This window comes from Parafrankia sp. Ea1.12, from assembly GCF_900465275.1.
Classification (GTDB): domain Bacteria; phylum Actinomycetota; class Actinomycetes; order Frankiales; family Frankiaceae; genus Parafrankia; species Parafrankia soli.
In genome coordinates this window covers 13,667-30,390 of record NZ_UBIZ01000438.1, presented here as the reverse complement: position 1 = coordinate 30,390, position 16,724 = coordinate 13,667, and the positions used below count along the sequence as shown (strand labels likewise).

Here is a 16,724-nt window from a genome sequence, read left to right as displayed (position 1 = left end):
CACGAGTTCGGCGCGGGGCGGGCGCGGGGGCGCCGGCAGTGGCTACGTCTGGTCGAGTCGGGGCGGCTGGCGGTGCTCGTCGACTTCGCGGTGAACGGCCAGGGGATGCCCCCGCCGCTGCCCGCGGGGTCGCGGGTCAGGGCCGATCTCGCGCCGTATCCCGGGCGCCGCCCGGCGCGGGTGGCGCCCGGCGCGCCGGGCGGCGCCGCGGCCGTCGTCGGCCCCGTCGGCACAGATCTCTTCGCGCCCACCTGGCGGGCCGCGCTGGCCGGCGTCGCGTCGGCCCTGGCGGTCGACCCGTTCGCGGACGTCGTCGCGCTGACCGTCCGCGGTGTCACGGTGCTGCCGCCGGGCGCCGGGGCCGGTCCGCTGCCCAGGAGCGGTCCGTGGCTGCTGCGAGACTCCGCCGGCGAGGCGCTGCCGCTCGCCGACGAGGCCGTGGCGGAGTGGGGCTGGCACATGCTCGCGGCCGGCGGGGGAGCGGGCCTCGACGTGGTCGCAGAATGGGACTCGTTCACCCTGACACCCCTGGCCGCCACGCCGTCGCGCACCGCGCGGGCGGAGGACATGCCCGGCCGGGCCCCCGTCCCGGTAGTCGCGGCACCGGTCGCCCCGGTGCCGACACCGGGGTGGACGGACCTCGTCGACGCCGCGGTGATCGGCGTGAGCCGCCGCCCGTCGCCGGTGATTCCCGGGCTCCCTGATCCCGGCGGGCGTCCGGGCGAGGAGGAACGCCTGCTCCGGGTCGCGGCGCTGGCCGCGGTGACCAGGCGGGCCGGTCAGCTGGCCGCCGATGCCTCCACGGTGCCCGCGCCGGCTCCCGCCGCGGCGGATGAGCACCCACCGTGCCCACCGACGGCGGTCGTGCCCGTTCCCACCGAGGTGGGCGCCGCCGAGACAGCCGAGCTCGAGGAGTGGCTGGACCTGCTGGCCGAAGGAGGCTGGCGCCCGCCGGACACCCTGCTTCCCGCGCTGGTCGAGCTCGGCCGGCGGTCGACCGCGCTCCGTCCCCGCCTGCTGCGGGTCCTCGGCCCGCGCGGCCGCTGGTTCGCCGCGCTCCACCCGGACGCCGGCTGGGCGGGGCCCGTCGGCGTCGCGGGCTGGCCGAGCGCGAGCGCGCAGCAGCGCCGATCCCTCATCGCCGCGCTGCGGCACACCGACCCGGCGGCCGCCGCCGAGCTGCTGCGCGGCGGCGCGGGCGAACCTCCCTTCGTCCCGTTCCGCCGGGCCGGCGGAGCCGAGCGCCTCGCCTTCGTCCAGGCGCTGCGCACCGGCCTCGGCCCGTACGACGAGGAGCTGTTGGAGACGGCCCTGGACGACCGCCGGTCCGACGTGCGCGACGCGGCGGTCCAGGTCCTGCTGGAACTTCCCGGTACCCGTTTCGCGGCGCGGGCCGCCGCCCGCACCGAGCGGGCCTTCACGGTGCATCGCGGCACCCTGCGCGTGCACCCGCCGGCGGTGCTCACCGACGAGATGGCGCGGGACGGCGTCTCGCCTGACGGGCCGTCCCGCGCCAGGGCGCAGGCCGACGGGCCGGCCCGGATGCTGCTCGCGGAGATCGCCCGGGTGGACCCGCGGCTGTGGCCGGAGCGGACCGGCCTGTCCCCGCAGAAGTTCCTGAGCGCCAGGGCGCTCTGGGAGCCCGCGCCGAGCTTCCCCGCGCTGACCCTGGCGCCCTACCTCGTCGGCCCGGTCGTCCGGCACCGTGACCCGGAATGGGCGCTCGCGCTGATCCCGAAGGTCGAACCGCGCTCGCAGGGGGTGCTGATCGGCTGCCTGCCGGAGCCCGACCGGCTGCGCGCGTTCGACCTCGCCCTGAGCGGGACCGGCCATGCCACGCGGCGCTGGGGCCTGCTCCTCGGCAGATCCGGCGGGCACGGCCTCGGCAACACCGCCCTGGGGAGCCTCATCACGCTCCTCGCCGGGATACCCGGGCCCTGGTCGGCGGAGTTCACCCGGGCGGCCGGCCCCGCCATCACGGCCATCGTCACCGCACCGGTCGACGAACCGGGCTCCGATCCCCAGCAGCGGGCAACGGCCCGCACGCTGCACTCCCGGGTGCGGGCGCTGCTCGCCAACCTCGCCTGGCGGGTGGAGCCGTATGTCGGCATCCCCGACCTGGACCCGTCCACCATGCCGGCCGAGACGGTGTCCGGCTACCAGCGCCTCGCGGCCGTGCTCGCCCAGCGGCGAGCCCGCCGCGACACCCTGCTCTCCCGTTCGAGCTCGAAGAAAGGCTCGTCATGACGACATCGACCCAGCCGCCCGCCGGGATCGCGCCCGAGACCACCGCCGTCCCGGCGCGGCCGGTCGGTGCCGCCCCGCAGGGCTCCGGCGACCAGCTGCTGCGCCCGCACGCGGAGCAGGCGTTCGCCGCCGAGCTGGCCGCGCTCGCCGCGACCGACCGGCGCCGCCGGCCGCCGTCCTGGCGGCTCTCGCCCTGGGCCGTCGTCACCTACGTGCTCGGCGGCACGCTGGAGGACGGCACGGTGATCACACCCAAGTACATCGGCTCGCGGCGGCTCGTCGAGGTCGCCGTGGCCACCCTCGCGACCGACCGGGCGCTGCTGCTCCTCGGCAGCCCGGGCACGGCGAAGTCGTGGCTGTCCGAGCACCTCGCCGCCGCGATCTCCGGCGACTCGACCCTGGTCGTGCAGGGCACGGCCGGCACGTCCGAGGACGCTGTCCGCTACGGCTGGAACTACGCGCGGCTCATCGCCGAGGGGCCGTCCAAGGACGCGATGGTGCCCTCGCCGGTGATGCGCGCGATGGCCGGGGGCTCGCTCGCCAGGGTCGAGGAGCTCACCCGGATGGGCGCCGAGGTACAGGACGCGCTGATCACCGTGCTGTCGGAGAAGACGCTGCCCGTCGCGGAACTCGCCAGCGAGGTGCAGGCCGTCGCCGGGTTCAACATCATCGCCACCGCCAACGACCGGGACCGGGGCGTCAACGAGATGTCCTCGGCGCTGCGCCGGCGGTTCAACACCGTCGTGCTGCCGCTGCCGGCCACGGAGGACGTCGAGGTCGAGATCGTCAGCCGCCGCGTCGCCCAGCTGGGCCGCGCGCTGGACCTGCCGGCCGAGCCGCCGGCGGGCGCCGAGGTCCGCCGCGTCGTGCGGATCTTCCGCGAGCTGCGCTCCGGGGTCACCAGCGACGGCCGCACCACGGTGCGGACACCGTCGTCGACCCTGTCCACCGCCGAGGCGATCAGCGTGATCACGGGCGGGCTGACCCTGGCCGCCCACTTCGGCGACGGCAGGCTGTCGGCCGAGGACGTCGCCGCCGGGCTCGTCGGGGCCGTGGTCAAGGATCCCTCCACCGACCCCGTGGTCTGGCGGGAGTACCTCGAGGGCGTCGTGCGGGACCGCGACGGTTGGAAGGACCTGTACCAGGCCTGCTGGGATCTCGACACGGAGGCGCGCGGCAGATGAGCGTCACCGTCCTGGGCATCCGCCACCACGGGCCGGGCTCCGCACGGGCCGTCGAGGCGGCGCTCGCCGAGCTCGACCCGGACCTCGTCCTCGTCGAGGGCCCGGCGGAGGGCGACGCCGCCCTCGCGCACACCGGCTCGCTCACCCCGCCGGTCGCGCTGACGGTCTACGCCCGCGACGAACCGCGCGACGCCGCCTTCTGGCCGTTCGCCGAGTTCTCCCCCGAGTGGCGGGCGCTGCTGCACGGCGCCGCCACAGGCGTCCCGGTGCGTTTCATCGACCTGCCCTTCGGGCTCTCCCTGGCGCTGCGGCGCCAGGAGCGGGCCGAGGCAGCGGCCAGGGCCGTCGACGCCGATGCCGATGCCGGCGGCCCGGACGGCGCCGGTTCGCGCAGCGCCGACCCGCCCGGTGCCAGCTCCCCCGGTGATGCCGCTGGCGGTGACGGTGCGGGCGGTGCGGGCGGCGAGGGCGAGCCCGCGCACCTGGTCGAGGACGACCCGCTCGGATGGCTGGCACGGGCTGCCGGGCACGACGACCCGGAGCGCTTCTGGGAGGACCTCGTCGAACACCGCCGGCTCGCCCGGGCCGGTCCGGGTGAGCCGGGCCGGGACGGCGCCCTCGAGCTGTTCGCCGCGGTCGCCAACGCGATGACCGAGCTGCGCGACGAGGCCGGCCCGGGCGACCGGGTGTCCCCCACGCGGGTGGAGCACCGGCGGCGGGAGGAGATGCGCGAGGCGCACATGCGCCTGGAGATCCGCCGGGCCGGCTCGGGGGCGGACGCGGCCGCTCGGATCGCCGTCGTCTGCGGGGCCTGGCACGTGCCGGCGCTGACCGGGGCGGTGGGGCGGACGTCGGCCACCGCCGACCAGCGCACGCTGCGCGGCGTGCGAGCCGTGCGCACCGACACGACGTGGGTTCCGTGGACGCACGCGCGGCTCGCCGCGGAGTCCGGGTACGGCGCCGGGGTCGCGTCACCCGGTTGGTACCACCATCTGTGGACCTCGCGTGACCAGGTCACGACCCGCTGGGTGACCCGGGTGGCGGGGCTGCTGCGCGCCGCCGACCTGCCCGCGTCCTCCGCCTCGGTGATCGAGACCGTCCGTCTCGCCGAGGCGCTCGCCGCCGTGCGCGAGCGGGCCGTCCCCGGGCTGACCGAGCTGAACGACGCCGTGCTCGCCGGTCTGTGCGGGGGCGACCCGGTTCCGCTGGCGGTGGTGCGCGAACAGCTCGTCGTCGGGCGGGTGCTCGGCGCCGTCGGCGAGGACGTTCCGACCGTGCCGCTCGCCGCCGACCTCGCGCGCCTGCAGCGCCGGCTGCGGCTGCGGCCCGGGGCCGACGACCAGAAGATCCGGCTGGACCTGCGCAAGGACGTCGACCGGGAGCGCGGCCAGCTGCTGCGCCGGCTGCGCCTGCTCGACGTGCCGTGGGGGACGCCCGCGGCGACGTCGGGCACCGGGACCTTCGCCGAGGCGTGGACGCTGCGCTGGGAGCCGGAGTTCTCCGTCGCGGTGGTCGCCGCCGCCCGGTACGGCTCGACGGTCGCCGACGCGGCCACCGCGGTCATCACCGAGCGGACGGAGGCCGCCGCCGACCTGCCGGCCGTCACCGCCCTGCTCGAGGCCGCGGTGCTCGCCGGGCTGCCCGCGGCGATGGCGGTCGTCGCGGCCGGGCTGGAACGCCGCGCCGCCGGCACCGGCGACGTCGCCCACCTGATGGCGGCGCTCGCCCCGCTGGCCCGCATCCACCGGTACGGCGACGTGCGCGCGACCGACACGACGGGCGTCGCCGCCCTCGCCGAGAGCCTCATGGTGCGGATCTGCGCGGGGCTCCCGCCCGCCTGTGTGAGTCTCGACGACGATGCGGCGGACGCGATGGCCGCCGCGATCGACAGCGCCGACGGGGCGTTCCGACTGATCGCCGACCCCGAGCACGTCGAACGCTGGCACGTCGCCGTCCGCGCCGCCGCCGACATCCACGGTGGCAACAGCCTGGTCAACGGCAGGTGCACGCGGATCCTCTCGGACGCGGGTGACATCGACCAGGCCGAGGTGGCCCTCCGCCTCGACCGGGCGCTGTCCGCGGCGGGCGTCGCGCCGGCCGACGCCGCCCGCTGGCTGGAGGGCTTCCTCGGCTCCACCGGATCGGTGCTGGCCCGGGACCCGCGGATGCTCGGGCTCGTCGACGCCTGGCTGGCCTCGCTCACCGCCGACGCGTTCACCGTCGTCCTCGCGCCGTTGCGGCGGGTGTTCGCGGCCTTCACGGCACCGGAGCGCCGCATGATCGCCGAACGGGCCGGGTCGGGGCTGCCGCGGCCGGCCGGTGGCGGCACCGGCCCGACGACACCCACGGGCGGTCCGGCAGCGGGAGGTCCGGGCGGTCCGGCGGCGGGCGGTCCGGCGGCCTGGGACGCCGACCGGGTCGCGCTCGTCCTGCCCGTCGTCGCGTCACTCCTCACGATCCCCGGTCTGGAAAGGACGGCCACACATGAATGAGCGCACTCCGGCGGGCGAGGGGCCCACCCACGCCGGCACCCGCGCCGGTGCCGCCGTCGCCGTCGCCGACGACACGGAGCGGTTGCGGCGCTGGCGCATGGTGCTGGGCGCGCCGGCCGCGCCCGTCCTGGACGGGCGGATCTCCCTGTCCGGCCCCGACGGGGAGATCGACGCGGCGCTCGGTGCCCTCTACGACGCGGACGCGGCCGGGGAGGGGCGCCGGCGGCGCTCGGGCGGTCTGGGCGCGTCGGTGCCGTCCGTGGCCCGCTGGCTGGGAGATATCCGGACCTACTTCCCGACCTCGGTCGTGCGCGTGCTGCAACGCGACGCGGTCGCTCGCCTGGGGCTCGGTCAGCTCCTGCTCGAGCCGGAGCTGCTCGCGGCCGCGGAACCGGACGTCCACCTCGTCGGGACGCTGCTGTCGCTGCGCTCCGCGCTGCCCGAACGCACCAGGGAGACCGCCCGCGCCGTGGTCCGGCGCGTCGTCGAGGACATCGAGCGGCGGCTGGAACAGTCGCTGCGCAGCGCCGTCCTGGGCGCCGTGGACCGGACGTCCCGCACCCGCACTCCCCGCCTGCCCGACGTCGACTGGGATCGCACCATCCTCGCGAACCTGCGCAACTACCAGCCTGAGCAGCGCACCGTGATCGTCGACCGGCTCATCGGCCACACCAGGGCGCGGCGCACCGCCGCCCTGCGGGACGTCATCCTGCTCATCGACCAGTCCGGGTCGATGGCGTCGTCCGTCGTCTACGCGGGGGTGCTCGGCGCGTCACTGGCGACGCTGCGGGCCGTGTCCACCCGGCTGATCGTCTTCGACACGTCGGTGGTGGACCTGACCGAGCAGCTCGACGACCCGGTCGACCTGCTGTTCGGCGTCCGGCTCGGCGGCGGAACCGACATCGACCGTGCCGTCGGCTACGGCGCGTCGCTCGTCACCCGGCCCACCGACACGGTCTTCGTCCTGATCAGCGACCTGATCGAGGGCGGTGACCAGTCGTCGCTGGTGGCCCGGCTGCGGGCGCTCGTCGAGGCCGGGGTGTGCGTCGTCGTTCTGCTCGCCCTGTCCGACGACGGCACCCCCGCCTACGATCACCGGCTCGCCTCCACCTGCGCTGAGCTCGGGGCGCCCGCGTTCGCCTGCACCCCGGACAGGTTCCCCGAGCTGCTGGCCACCGCGCTGCGCCGCGACGACGTCGGCCGCTGGGCCTCCGTCCAGGGGCTGGTGCGCCCGGCCTGACCGGGCGCCGGGGGCGCCGGGGCCGCCCGGATGCCGGGTCCGCGGGTTGGAATCTGTTGTCGGTTGAGCGCCAATTAGCGCCAGTAAGTGCCGTATGGTCGTAGGTGTGAACCTCAAGGAGTGGGCTGTCGTGAACGGGGTCGGGTACTCGACCGCCCGGCAGTGGTTCCTTGACGGCAAGCTGCCAGTGCCCGCTCGCCGTGTCGGGAGGTTGATCCTCGTTGAGGAACCCGCGCGGTCGGCTACCGGCACGACGGCGGTGTACGCCAGGGTGTCGTCCGCTGACCAGAAGTCGGACCTGGACCGACAGGTCGCGCGGGTCGTCACCTGGTCGGCCGGGCGGAACCTGCCCGTCGGCAAGGTGGTCACCGAGGTCGGGTCGGCGTTGGGCGGCGACCGGCGGGAGTTCCTCGCGTTGCTGGGTGACCCGCGGGTGTCCACGATCGTCGTCGAGCACCGCGACCGGTTCGCCTGTTTCGGCGCCGAGTACGTCGAAGCCGCCCTCGCCGCCTGCGGTCGACGGCTGCTGGTCGTCGATCCGATGGAGGTCGACGATGACCTTGTCCGGGATGTCACAGAGATCCTGACGTCGATGTGTGCCCGGCTGTACGGGCGCCGCGGCGCTGCGGACAGGGCCCGTCGGGCTGTCGAGGCTGCTACCGGGGCTGTTGAATGAACACGCTGCAGGCGTACCGGTTCGCTCTCGACCCGAACAACACGCAGCGTGCGGACCTGCACCGGCATGCCGGGGCGGCCCGGTTCGTGTTCAACTGGGGTCTGGCCCGGGTGAAGGCCGCCCTGTCGCAGCGGGAGGCGGAGCAGACCTATGGCCTGACCGGCGACATGCTCACCCCCGTGCCCTGGACCCTGCCCGCGCTGCGCCTGGAATGGAACAAGGCCAAGTCGAGCGTGGCGCCCTGGTGGGCCGAGTGTTCCAAGGAGGCGTTCTCCGCCGGGCTGGACCGGCTTGCCCGGGGGCTGAAGAACTTCACCGACTCCCGGAAGGGGAAGCGGAAGGGCCGCCGGGTCGGGTTCCCCCCGGTTCAAGAAGCGTGGGAAGGCCCACGACTCGTTCCGCTACAGCACCGGCTCCTACGGCCCGGCCGGGGACCGGCATGTGAAGCTGCCCCGGATCGGCCGGGTGAAGGTCAGCGAGGCGATGGGCGCGTTGACCGGCCGGCTTGCTGGTGGCGGGGCCCGGCTGTTGGGTGCGACCGTGTCGAGGGCGGCGGGCCGGTGGTTCGTGTCGTTCACGGTGCAGGTCGACCGGGAGGTTCCCACCGGCCCGTCGGGGCGACAGCGCACAGCCGGGCCGGTCGGTGTCGACCTCGGGGTGAAGCATCTCGCTGTGCTCTCCACTGGCGAGACGGTGCCGAACCCGAAGCATCTGACCGGGTCGCTGCGCCGGCTGCGCACCGCATCGCGGGCCTACGGCCGGTCGAAACCCGGTAGCGCGGGACGGGCGAAGCGGGCCGCCCGGCTCGCTCGTATCCACGCCCGGGTCGCCAGCCGGCGCCGTGACGGGCTGCACAGGCTCACCACCCGGCTCGCGAAAACCCACGACACGATCGTGGTGGAGGACCTGCATGTGGCCGGGATGGTACGTCACCGGCGGCTGGCCCGCGCCGTCTCCGACACGGGGATGGCCGAGGTCCGCCGCCAGCTCTCCTACAAAACGTCGTGGTACGGGTCGGCACTGGTCGTCGCGGACCGCTGGTACCCGAGTTCGAAGACCTGTTCCGGCTGCGGCTGGCAAGACCCAAACCTGTCGCTGTCGGACCGCACCTTCGCCTGCCAGTCCTGCGGGCTGGTGATCGACCGTGACCTGAACGCCGCGGTCAACCTGCGTCACCTCGTCGCCGCCAGTACGTCGGAGACGGTAAACGCCCGTGGAGCCGACCGTAAGACCCAGCCTGCTGGGCGGGTGGCTGTGAAACGGGAATCCGGCACCGCGCAAGCGGATCAGACCGGGGGTGCCTCACCGAGAGGCGAGGCGGCATGACCGGGCGCTACCAGGCGCTCACATGCAACGGTGAGAGCGAGCAGATCGTCGGGAAGGCCATCAAGGGCCGTCGCGACGACATCGTCCTGGCCACCAAGTGCTTCAACCCGATGGGCGGGGACCGCAACCGCCGCGGTGCCTCCCGCCGGTGGATCACGCGCGCCGTCGAGGACAGCCTCCGCCGCCTCGACACCGACTACATCGACCTCTTCCAGATCCACCGGCATGACTGGAACACCGACCTGGAAGAGACCCTCGGCGCGCTGAACGACCTCGTGCACCAGGGCAAGATCCGTTACCTGGGCTCGTCGACGTTTCCCGCGGACTGGATCGTCTGACCCGGCGCCGGCCGTCCGGCCGCGGTCAGGGCGCCGCCGGGGGATCGGTCGCGGGGGGCGTCCCGGGCGCGTCGCCGGACGCCTCCGCGTGCCGCTCGAGGAGCCGGGCGCGGATCTCGTCCGGGGTGTAGGCACGGCGGGTCCGCTCAGAGCGTGCCAGCACAGCCCCGCCGGCGGCGACCCCGACGACGCCGGCCAGCCCCAGCACCTTCCACCAGCGGCCCGCGCCCGATCCGAAGCTCGGTTTCCACCTCTGCATCCGCCCAGGCTACGGAGACGGGCGCGACCTCCTACGCTGGGGGACATGGGCGGACGTCCGCTGACCCTCGACCAGGCGGTGGAGCTCAGCCGCACCGGTGACGTGTGGATCTTCCGTGGCCGGAGTCCCGCCGACCGGGCGATCCAGATGACGACGAACAGCCCGGTGAACCACGTCGGGATGGCCGTCGTCCTCGACGACCTGCCGCCACTGATGTGGCACGCGGAGCTCGGTCGGTCGCTTCGTGACGTCTGGTCCGGCAGCCACCACCGCGGAGTGCAGCTGCACGACCTCCGCGAGGCCGTCGTCGTGTGGGGCGCGCGGTACGGCCAGCGGGCCTGGCTGCGCCAGCTCGAGCCGACGGCGGGCCGTGAGGCCGAGGAGGCCGTCCTGCGCACGGTGGCCCGGCTGGACGGCACACCGTTCCCGTCCACGGCCCGGCTCGCCACCCGGTGGCTGGGGGGCCGGCTGCCGGCGCCGCGGACGTTCCGGCGCCGCCGGGCCCGGACCGGTCCGGATTCCGCGCCGGCCGCCGGCCCGGAGTCGGCCGCCGGCGCGGAATCCGGTGCCGGTGTCGAGACCGGGGGCGGGCTGGAGTCCGCCTACTGTGCCGAGGTCGTCGCGCTCACCTACGAGGCGATGGGGCTCCTGGAGCCGGGCCGGCGGCCGAACTGGTACGACCCGGGCCGGTTCTGGAGCGGCGACGACCTGCGGCTCGCCGGCGGCCACCGCCTCGGGGTCGAGATCGCCGTCGAGCTGCCGGCCCCGCCGAGCCGTGGGTGAACACCACGAACACCACGAAGCCGAAGCCGGCACCGAGCCCGGGGGAACGCGTGCCGCCCCCGAAGCCCGTGGCGGTCCGCCACGGGCTCCCCGCATCACGGACCGGTCAGGAGTTGCCGGCGGGGACGAGCTCGACGACGGGGATGACCCTGGACGTCGCCTCCTGCAGCACCTCGAACTGCGGGTACCGCCGCGCCTGGCGGGCGTACATCGAGCTGCGCTCCGCACCGTGCAGCTCGGTGGCCGTGACCCGGAGGACCTGGCCGTCGACCTCGATCGTGGCGTTCGGGTCCGCCCGCAGCTGTTCCATCCAGTGCGGATCCTCGTCCGCGCCGTCGTTGGCCGCGAACACGAAGTAGCGGCCGCGTTCGGCGTAGAAGTTCAGCGGGCTCACGTGCGGCGACCCGTCGGCCTCCGGACCACTGTCCAGCAGCAGCAGGGTGGCGCCCTCGAACCTGCCGGCGGGCCGGCCGCCGTTGGCCCGGAACTCCTCGATGAACTCCTTGATCTCCTGCGCACTGTACATCTTCCTGCTCATCGTCCTGCTTCCTTCTCGTTGTGCCAGGGCCCGGCACCTGCTCGCCGTCCCAGGCCCTGAAGCCGTGCCGACTCCGCGCGAAGCACTCTGATTACGTCCCGGGCCCGGCCGGCCACTGTGCGACGTCCTTCACGCGACGTGAGCCACGCTGCATCCGGCAGGCCGGTATCCGGCCACGGGGTCACGCGGGGGCGCGTTCGGAGGCCTGGGCCGCGCGGTGTTCGCCCGAAGGTGGCGACACGCGACGCAATGCTCCAATCCGACCTCGCGCTCCAGGTGAAGATCAGCTAATTACCGTTCGAAGTCGCCGCGCCAGGCGCAGGACTTCGGGAGGAAAAGGTGCGTTTCCGTAGGACGCTGGTCTCGCTGGCGGCCGGAGGGATGCTGTGCTCCGCAACGGCCCCGGCCGCCGCCGACGCGATCTCACCGCCGAAGATCCAGCCCTTCGATGAATGTTCTGCGGCGGACTACCAGAACGATCCCCGGCTGGGGCCGGCAAAGCTTCCGTTCTTCGGCGACGTCGGTGATGAGGTCGACGACTACTCGCGGACCGGCGGCCATTCGGCCGATCAGTTCCTGGGTACCTGGTGGGACCCGTCCGCCAGTTTCTCGCCGTTCCCGTCCATACCGGGGAACTGGATCTTCCCGCCGGCGGACGGCTATTACATCAACCCGGACGGCTCGCCGATCAGGACCGAGGTGTCGCTGGTTCCGGGCCAGCGGATCGACCGTTTCGGCCTGCCGCGCGGCAGCTTCCTCTCGCCTCGGGGGACGGACTACGAGAACAGGTCGATCCCGCCGTCCAACCTCGACGACGCCGCGGATCCGGGCGACTGCAATTACCACGCCTACCAGGTGGTCCGGGAGTTCCGGGTGTTCTCCGGGGCGATCCGCCCGTGGTTCGACCAGCCCGGTAACGGCCTGCAGTACCAGGTCGTGTGTTCACTCGTCCCGGGGGGGACTACGTCGCCACGGTGCAACCAGACGACGGGAAACCTGCAGGTCCAGTACCTGCTGGACAACAAGTACCTCGTGGAAGTTCCCACGGACGACCGGATCGTCTGACCCGCCGGCCCGCCTCGGTGAAACGGGCTCGGCCGGCGGGCCCGGTGGGCTACCGGCCGAGCATGGCCTCCAGCGCGATGTTGTCGGCGTCGCGGAAGGCGAGGATCCACCCGAACGGAAGCTCCTGGGTGGGGGTGAACACGGCCCCGGCCTTGGCCAGCCTTTCCTCGAGGACGTCGAGATCGGTCATGCTCTCGACGGAGAAGGACAGGTGGTCGAGGCCGGGCCGGGTCTCGTCGAACAGGTCCGCGCCGCCGCCGTCGTGTTCGCGCAGAACGATGCTCAGGCCGCCGGGAAGAACACCGTGGGCGAAGGACGTCGTGTCACCGCGGCCCCGCACCAGCTCCTTCCAGTCGAGAATCTCGGTGTACCAGCGGCAGCTGATGTCCAGGTCCCGCACTGTCAGGCTCACGTGTGACACACCGCTGAGCGGCATTTCCGTCCTCCAGGTCTCGGACAGCCGGACCGGCGTGCTTCGGCCTGCGCCGGCCCGCCGGGGTGTTTCGTGCCTCGGCGGCTCGTGCGGCCGTCCGGGCAGGGCCGACTGTAGGGAAGGGCGTCATCGGGTGCGCGATCCGAACGGCCTTCCTGTACACCGGGCCGGCCGCGTCCGCGACGGCCGGTCTCAGCGCGAGGCGCCGGGGTGCGCGCCGAGTTCCGCGGTGAGCGCGGCGACGAACCGGTCCCGCCGCGGCGCGGGGAGTTCCGGGTAGGCAGGCAGGAACACCAGGCCGGTCAGGACTCGCCGAGCGCCCGGTGGGGCGGGTTCGACGGCGCCTATCTGACTGGTGGTCGGCGCCGCGTCGACGCCCGCCGCCCGCAGCGCCTCGACCACGCGGGCCGGGTCGTCGACGATGACGGGGAACAGCCAGTAGGTGTGGTGTTCCGCGGCCCCGCCGGGACGGAACACCTCCGGTGGCAGCGCGCCGGCGAGCGCCTCGCCGGCGGCGGCGCGCCGTCGCAGCCGGTTCGCGGGGAACCGGGCCAGGCGCCGGGTCACCGTGCGGGCGAGGGCCGGGCAGGGCCGGCGCTGCAGCCAGCCGGTGAACCCCCGTTCGTCCCGTGGCACCCGGGAGCGCATCAGTGCCTGCGGGTCCCGCCGTCGCGCACCGCCGAAGAGCAGGCCGTAGGGCCGGGGACGGGACAGCGCCAGCGCGACGACGCATACGACGGCCCGTCTGGCGTACTCGCGCCGGGACTGCGCGGGCCACCGCTCCTGGCGGGCGCGCATGTCGGCGGCGAGGTCGGGCCGGCGGGTCCAGGCGACGGCGCCGCCGAGCGCGGTGGCGGTCTTGAGCAGGCCGAAGCTGAACAGGGACACGTCGGCGCGCGGGTCGCCGCGGTCGGCCGGCCCCTGGATCGACTGGGCGCAGTCCTCGATGAGCAGCAGGCCGTGCGCGCGGGCGGCCCGGGCGGCGGCGTCGAGGCTGGACCGCGCGCCGAACAGGTGGGTGACGACGAGCGCGCGCGTCCGATCGGTGATCGCCGCGTCGAGCGCAGCCTCGTCGACGGCGAGCGTGAGCGGATCGATGTCGACGGGGACGGGCCGCAGGCCGTGTAACTCGATGATCCTGATCATGTCTGGGTGGGTGACGGCAGAGATCGCGACGTCGCTGCCCGCCGGGAGGCGCGCGGCGCTCAGCAGCAGGTGGAATGCGGACCGCACGGACAGGCACAGGAGGCCGTCGGCGTCGGCGTCGGGGCCTGGGCGGTCACGGGGGCTGTCGAGGTCTGGATGTGGCCCGTGCCCCCTCCGGCCGATCACGGACGGTGCGCCGCGCCGCCTGACTCCGGCGGTCAGCGCGTACATCGCTCCGGCCACGGTGCAGTCGATGCGGTGCGTGGGGAAGAGGTTCACAGGTAGTATTTACCAGGGCATATGGGTTATCCATCGTACGAAGTGCTTGTCGTGGAGCATGCGCGCCCGGCGCCGCGCCGCCCGCGGGCCGACCACCACCATCCGCGGCGGCGACGGAACAGCGCGGTTGTGGAACATTGCGGACGGGTAGACAGTCGGGCGTCGACTCAATGAGATCCATGGACGCCCCGAGAACGGCGAGCCGGACCAGCCCCAGCCGTCGACTGATCAAGGCCACGCACAGGCACTGCTAACCGGCCCGTATTTGTCCTGGCCGCAGTCGTGATCTTGCGTAGTGGGTGGGGGGTCGGGCAGTCACTGGATAACAACGCTGCGGGTAGTCCGGTCCCCGGGTAGCCTCCCCACGTGCATTCCGGTATCTGTGTGCCCAATCTCGGTGAATTCGTGGATCCGCGCCGGGTCATGGACCTGGCGCGGCGAGCCGAGACCGCGGGGTGGGACGGCTTCTTCGTCTGGGACCACGTGGTCTTCCCCTACGGCCCCGCCCAGGAGGTGGCCGACCCCTGGGTGCTGCTGACCACGGTGGCGCTGGCGACCGAGCGGATCAGGTTCGGCCCGCTGGTCACCCCGGTGGCGCGGCGGCGTCCCGGGTCGCTGGCCCGCCAGACCACGTCGCTGGACCGGCTCTCCGGGGGGCGGCTGGTGTTCGGCGCGGGGCTCGGCTGGACGCTGCCCGCGGAGTACGGCACCTGGGGCGAACCGGTCGAGCCCCGGGAGGTGGCGCTGCGGCTGGACGAGGGCCTGGCGGTGCTGGCGGGGCTCTGGTCGGGGGAGCGCGTGGACTTCCGCGGCGAGTACCTGACCGCCACCGACGTCACGTTCCTGCCCACCCCGGTGCAGCGCCCGCGGCCGCCGGTCTGGATCGGCTGCAACTGGCCGAACCGGCTTCCGCTGCGTCGCGCGGCCCGGTGGGACGGCGTCGCCCCGATGATCATCAACCCGCGGGACGGTTCCGCGGAACCGACGGCTGCCGCGGTGGCCGAGATCGTCGCCACCGTCAGCGAGTACCGGGCCGCCGCCGGGCAGGGCGCCGGCAGCGAGCCCGGCAGTCGGCAGCGGGCCGGCGGCGAGGTGTTCGACGTGGTGATCACCGGGCGGACCGGGCCGGATGAGCCGGGCGCGGCGCGGGAGACGGTCGAGTCGATCGCGGCGGCCGGCGCGACCTGGTGGCTGGAGGGCTTCCGCCCGGCGCCCGGGGAGTACGCCGCCGCCCTGCGGAGAATCGAGGCGGGCCCGCCGCTCTAGAACGGGACCGCAGTTCTGGAACGGGCCAGCCGCGGTGATTCGCTGGCCGTCGGAACGGTTGGCGGATCACCGCGGCTGGGATGACCGGGCGGCGGGCGCTTCGGGCCGGCCGGCACGGAGCGGCCGGCCGGCCGGGCCCGAACGGCCTCAGACGCGGTAGAGCTTGGTGGCGTTCTCGCCCATGACCTTGCGCTGTGTCTCCGGGCGCAGCGAGCCGACCTGCTCGGCGACCATCTCGAGCGGGTTCGGGTGCAGGCTGGTCGGGTGCGGGAAGTCCGTCTCGAACATGATGTTGTCCTCGCCGACGGTGTCGACGAGGTGCTGGAGGTCCCCGCGGCCCTTCTCGAACCAGAAGGTCGCGTACCAGTTCGACGCGAAGTACTCCGACGGCCGCTTCTGCAGCTTGTGGAAGTACTCCGGCGCGTTCTCCTCGAGCTCGTAGTCCATCGCCTCGAGCATGAAGGGGATCCAGCCGATGCCGCTCTCGACCGAGACCATCTTCAGGTTCGGATGGCGGTCGAACATTCCCGAGTAGCAGCTGTTGAGCAGCAGCCGGGAGTTGTTCTGGAACAGCGACGCACCGCCGATCGCCGGCTTCACGTAGTCGTCCTGGCTCGGCCAGTAGGTCGTGCCGAAGTAGGACAGCGAGGTCTGGCTGGCGCCGATGTGGAAGTGCACCGGCAGGTTCAGCCCGGCACAGACCTCCCAGAACGGGTCCCACGCCGGGTCGCCCAGGTCCGGTGAGCCGGAGTCCTGCGGGTCGGCGGTCATGTTGACCCCGCGGTAGCCCATCTCCGCGCAGCGCTGGGCTTCGCGCACGCAGGCCGCGATGTCCCACGCCGGCATGATCGGCATGGGGAGCAGCCGGTCGCCCGACCCCGCCTGGACCTCCGCCATCGCGTCGTTGTAGAGCTCCACGCAGAGCCGGACGACCGTGGGGTCGTCGACCGCGTTGAACAGGTTCTGGCCGCCGATGCCGATGGCGTTCGGGTAGACCACCTGGGTGTCGATGCCGAGCTCGTCCATCAGGGTGATCCGCCGGCCGGCGTCCCACGCCGCGGGGTGGACGCTCTCGATGCCCCAGTCCCCGCCCTGGGAGTCCTTCCACGGGTGCTTCTTGCCGTCGTGGTCGATCGTGCCACCGGAGCCCGCGCGGCCGAAGGACTTGCCGGCGACGACCCACATGTCCTGGCCGTTGATCCGCTGGACGTGCGGGACCTTGTCCTCGTAGCCCTTCGGGGCCCGCTCGGTGAACAGGTCATGGCGCTCGGTCATGTGGGAGTCGGCGTCAACTACTCGTAAACCTTCGACCAACTTGACCACGGCGTGCCTCCCGGTGTCGACGCAGCGCCCCCGCCTGTCCGGGCGCTCCAGCCGAACGTAACTCACTACGACATGACTGGCAATTTCCAATTTTTAATCTACGATCAAGCATGTGGGTCGCCGGGGCTG

The 16,724-nt window shown here is 73.7% G+C and carries 13 protein-coding genes and 2 pseudogenes; 10 read left to right on the top strand and 5 right to left on the bottom strand.

Annotation, left to right across the window (positions count from 1 at the left end):
• From FMEAI12_RS25950 to FMEAI12_RS25920, 7 genes and pseudogenes are all read left to right on the top strand, one after another.
• Nucleotides 1–2,247 (top strand): DUF5691 domain-containing protein (locus FMEAI12_RS25950; RefSeq protein ID WP_112108166.1); only part of this gene is annotated, 2,247 nt, incomplete at its 5' end.
• Nucleotides 2,244–3,431 (top strand): AAA family ATPase, encoded by a 1,188-nt coding sequence (locus FMEAI12_RS25945; RefSeq protein WP_235014507.1) that lies wholly within the window; start codon nucleotides 2,244–2,246, stop codon nucleotides 3,429–3,431. The genes FMEAI12_RS25950 and FMEAI12_RS25945, both read left to right, overlap by 4 nt.
• Nucleotides 3,428–5,923 (top strand): DUF5682 family protein, encoded by a 2,496-nt coding sequence (locus FMEAI12_RS25940; protein ID WP_112108165.1) that lies wholly within the window; start codon nucleotides 3,428–3,430, stop codon nucleotides 5,921–5,923. Before FMEAI12_RS25945 ends, FMEAI12_RS25940 begins: the two co-directional genes overlap by 4 nt.
• The gene (locus FMEAI12_RS25935) at nucleotides 5,916–7,163 is read left to right on the top strand and encodes a VWA domain-containing protein (RefSeq protein WP_112108164.1); all 1,248 of its coding nucleotides are present in this window, start codon (nucleotides 5,916–5,918) and stop codon (nucleotides 7,161–7,163) included. Before FMEAI12_RS25940 ends, FMEAI12_RS25935 begins: the two co-directional genes overlap by 8 nt.
• Before the next feature lie 106 nt (nucleotides 7,164–7,269).
• On the top strand, nucleotides 7,270–7,839 hold the full coding sequence (locus FMEAI12_RS25930) for an IS607 family transposase (RefSeq protein ID WP_112108168.1): 570 nt from the start codon (nucleotides 7,270–7,272) through the stop codon (nucleotides 7,837–7,839).
• A pseudogene (gene tnpB / locus FMEAI12_RS25925) lies at nucleotides 7,836–9,165 on the top strand (IS607 family element RNA-guided endonuclease TnpB). The gene FMEAI12_RS25930 and the pseudogene tnpB overlap by 4 nt, the downstream one beginning before the upstream one ends.
• A 29-nt stretch (nucleotides 9,166–9,194) precedes the next feature.
• Nucleotides 9,195–9,497: pseudogene (locus FMEAI12_RS25920) on the top strand (aldo/keto reductase); the annotation flags it as partial.
• A gap of 31 nt (nucleotides 9,498–9,528) precedes the next feature.
• On the opposite strand, the gene FMEAI12_RS25915 reads toward FMEAI12_RS25920, so the two are convergent.
• Nucleotides 9,529–9,762 (bottom strand): hypothetical protein, encoded by a 234-nt coding sequence (locus FMEAI12_RS25915; RefSeq protein WP_112108163.1) that lies wholly within the window; start codon nucleotides 9,760–9,762, stop codon nucleotides 9,529–9,531.
• A 45-nt stretch (nucleotides 9,763–9,807) separates the two neighbouring features.
• On the opposite strand from FMEAI12_RS25915, the gene FMEAI12_RS25910 reads away from it, so the two are divergent.
• Entirely contained in the window at nucleotides 9,808–10,545 is a 738-nt protein-coding gene (locus FMEAI12_RS25910) for a hypothetical protein (protein ID WP_112108162.1), read from the top strand.
• A gap of 106 nt (nucleotides 10,546–10,651) precedes the next feature.
• On the opposite strand, the gene FMEAI12_RS25905 is transcribed toward FMEAI12_RS25910, so the two are convergent.
• Nucleotides 10,652–11,083, bottom strand: coding sequence for a nitroreductase/quinone reductase family protein (locus FMEAI12_RS25905; protein ID WP_112108161.1), 432 nt, complete (start codon nucleotides 11,081–11,083; stop codon nucleotides 10,652–10,654).
• Between the two features lie 339 nt (nucleotides 11,084–11,422).
• Here FMEAI12_RS25905 and FMEAI12_RS25900 point away from each other — a divergent pair, with 339 nt between their 5' ends.
• The gene (locus FMEAI12_RS25900; RefSeq protein WP_112108160.1) at nucleotides 11,423–12,148 is read left to right on the top strand and encodes a TNT domain-containing protein; all 726 of its coding nucleotides are present in this window, start codon (nucleotides 11,423–11,425) and stop codon (nucleotides 12,146–12,148) included.
• 49 nt (nucleotides 12,149–12,197) lie between these two features.
• On the opposite strand, the gene FMEAI12_RS25895 is transcribed toward FMEAI12_RS25900, so the two are convergent.
• Together FMEAI12_RS25895 and FMEAI12_RS25890 are read right to left on the bottom strand one after the other, a co-directional pair.
• Nucleotides 12,198–12,584 (bottom strand): VOC family protein, encoded by a 387-nt coding sequence (locus tag FMEAI12_RS25895; protein ID WP_071065407.1) that lies wholly within the window; start codon nucleotides 12,582–12,584, stop codon nucleotides 12,198–12,200.
• A 189-nt stretch (nucleotides 12,585–12,773) separates the two neighbouring features.
• Nucleotides 12,774–14,006, bottom strand: coding sequence for a DegT/DnrJ/EryC1/StrS family aminotransferase (locus FMEAI12_RS25890; RefSeq protein WP_112108159.1), 1,233 nt, complete (start codon nucleotides 14,004–14,006; stop codon nucleotides 12,774–12,776).
• A 366-nt stretch (nucleotides 14,007–14,372) separates the two neighbouring features.
• Between FMEAI12_RS25890 and FMEAI12_RS25885 the strand changes: the two genes are divergently transcribed.
• The gene (locus FMEAI12_RS25885) at nucleotides 14,373–15,272 is read left to right on the top strand and encodes an LLM class flavin-dependent oxidoreductase (RefSeq protein WP_112108158.1); all 900 of its coding nucleotides are present in this window, start codon (nucleotides 14,373–14,375) and stop codon (nucleotides 15,270–15,272) included.
• Nucleotides 15,273–15,419: 147 nt separating this feature from the next.
• Here the strand turns inward: FMEAI12_RS25885 and FMEAI12_RS25880 are convergent, their stop codons facing one another.
• The gene (locus FMEAI12_RS25880; RefSeq protein WP_112108157.1) at nucleotides 15,420–16,595 is read right to left on the bottom strand and encodes an amidohydrolase family protein; all 1,176 of its coding nucleotides are present in this window, start codon (nucleotides 16,593–16,595) and stop codon (nucleotides 15,420–15,422) included.
• Between the last annotated feature and the right edge of the window lie 129 nt (nucleotides 16,596–16,724).

What these genes read in the sequence shown, in the direction of transcription:
- FMEAI12_RS25945 (WP_235014507.1), top strand. Translation starts at nt 2,244, where the DNA reads ATGACGACATCGACCCAGCCGCCCGCCGGGATCGCGCCCGAGACCACC.
- FMEAI12_RS25940 (WP_112108165.1), top strand. Translation starts at nt 3,428, where the DNA reads ATGAGCGTCACCGTCCTGGGCATCCGCCACCACGGGCCGGGCTCCGCA.
- FMEAI12_RS25935 (WP_112108164.1), top strand. Translation starts at nt 5,916, where the DNA reads ATGAATGAGCGCACTCCGGCGGGCGAGGGGCCCACCCACGCCGGCACC.
- FMEAI12_RS25915 (WP_112108163.1), bottom strand. Translation starts at nt 9,762, where the DNA reads ATGCAGAGGTGGAAACCGAGCTTCGGATCGGGCGCGGGCCGCTGGTGG.
- FMEAI12_RS25910 (WP_112108162.1), top strand. Translation starts at nt 9,808, where the DNA reads ATGGGCGGACGTCCGCTGACCCTCGACCAGGCGGTGGAGCTCAGCCGC.
- FMEAI12_RS25905 (WP_112108161.1), bottom strand. Translation starts at nt 11,083, where the DNA reads ATGAGCAGGAAGATGTACAGTGCGCAGGAGATCAAGGAGTTCATCGAG.
- FMEAI12_RS25895 (WP_071065407.1), bottom strand. Translation starts at nt 12,584, where the DNA reads ATGCCGCTCAGCGGTGTGTCACACGTGAGCCTGACAGTGCGGGACCTG.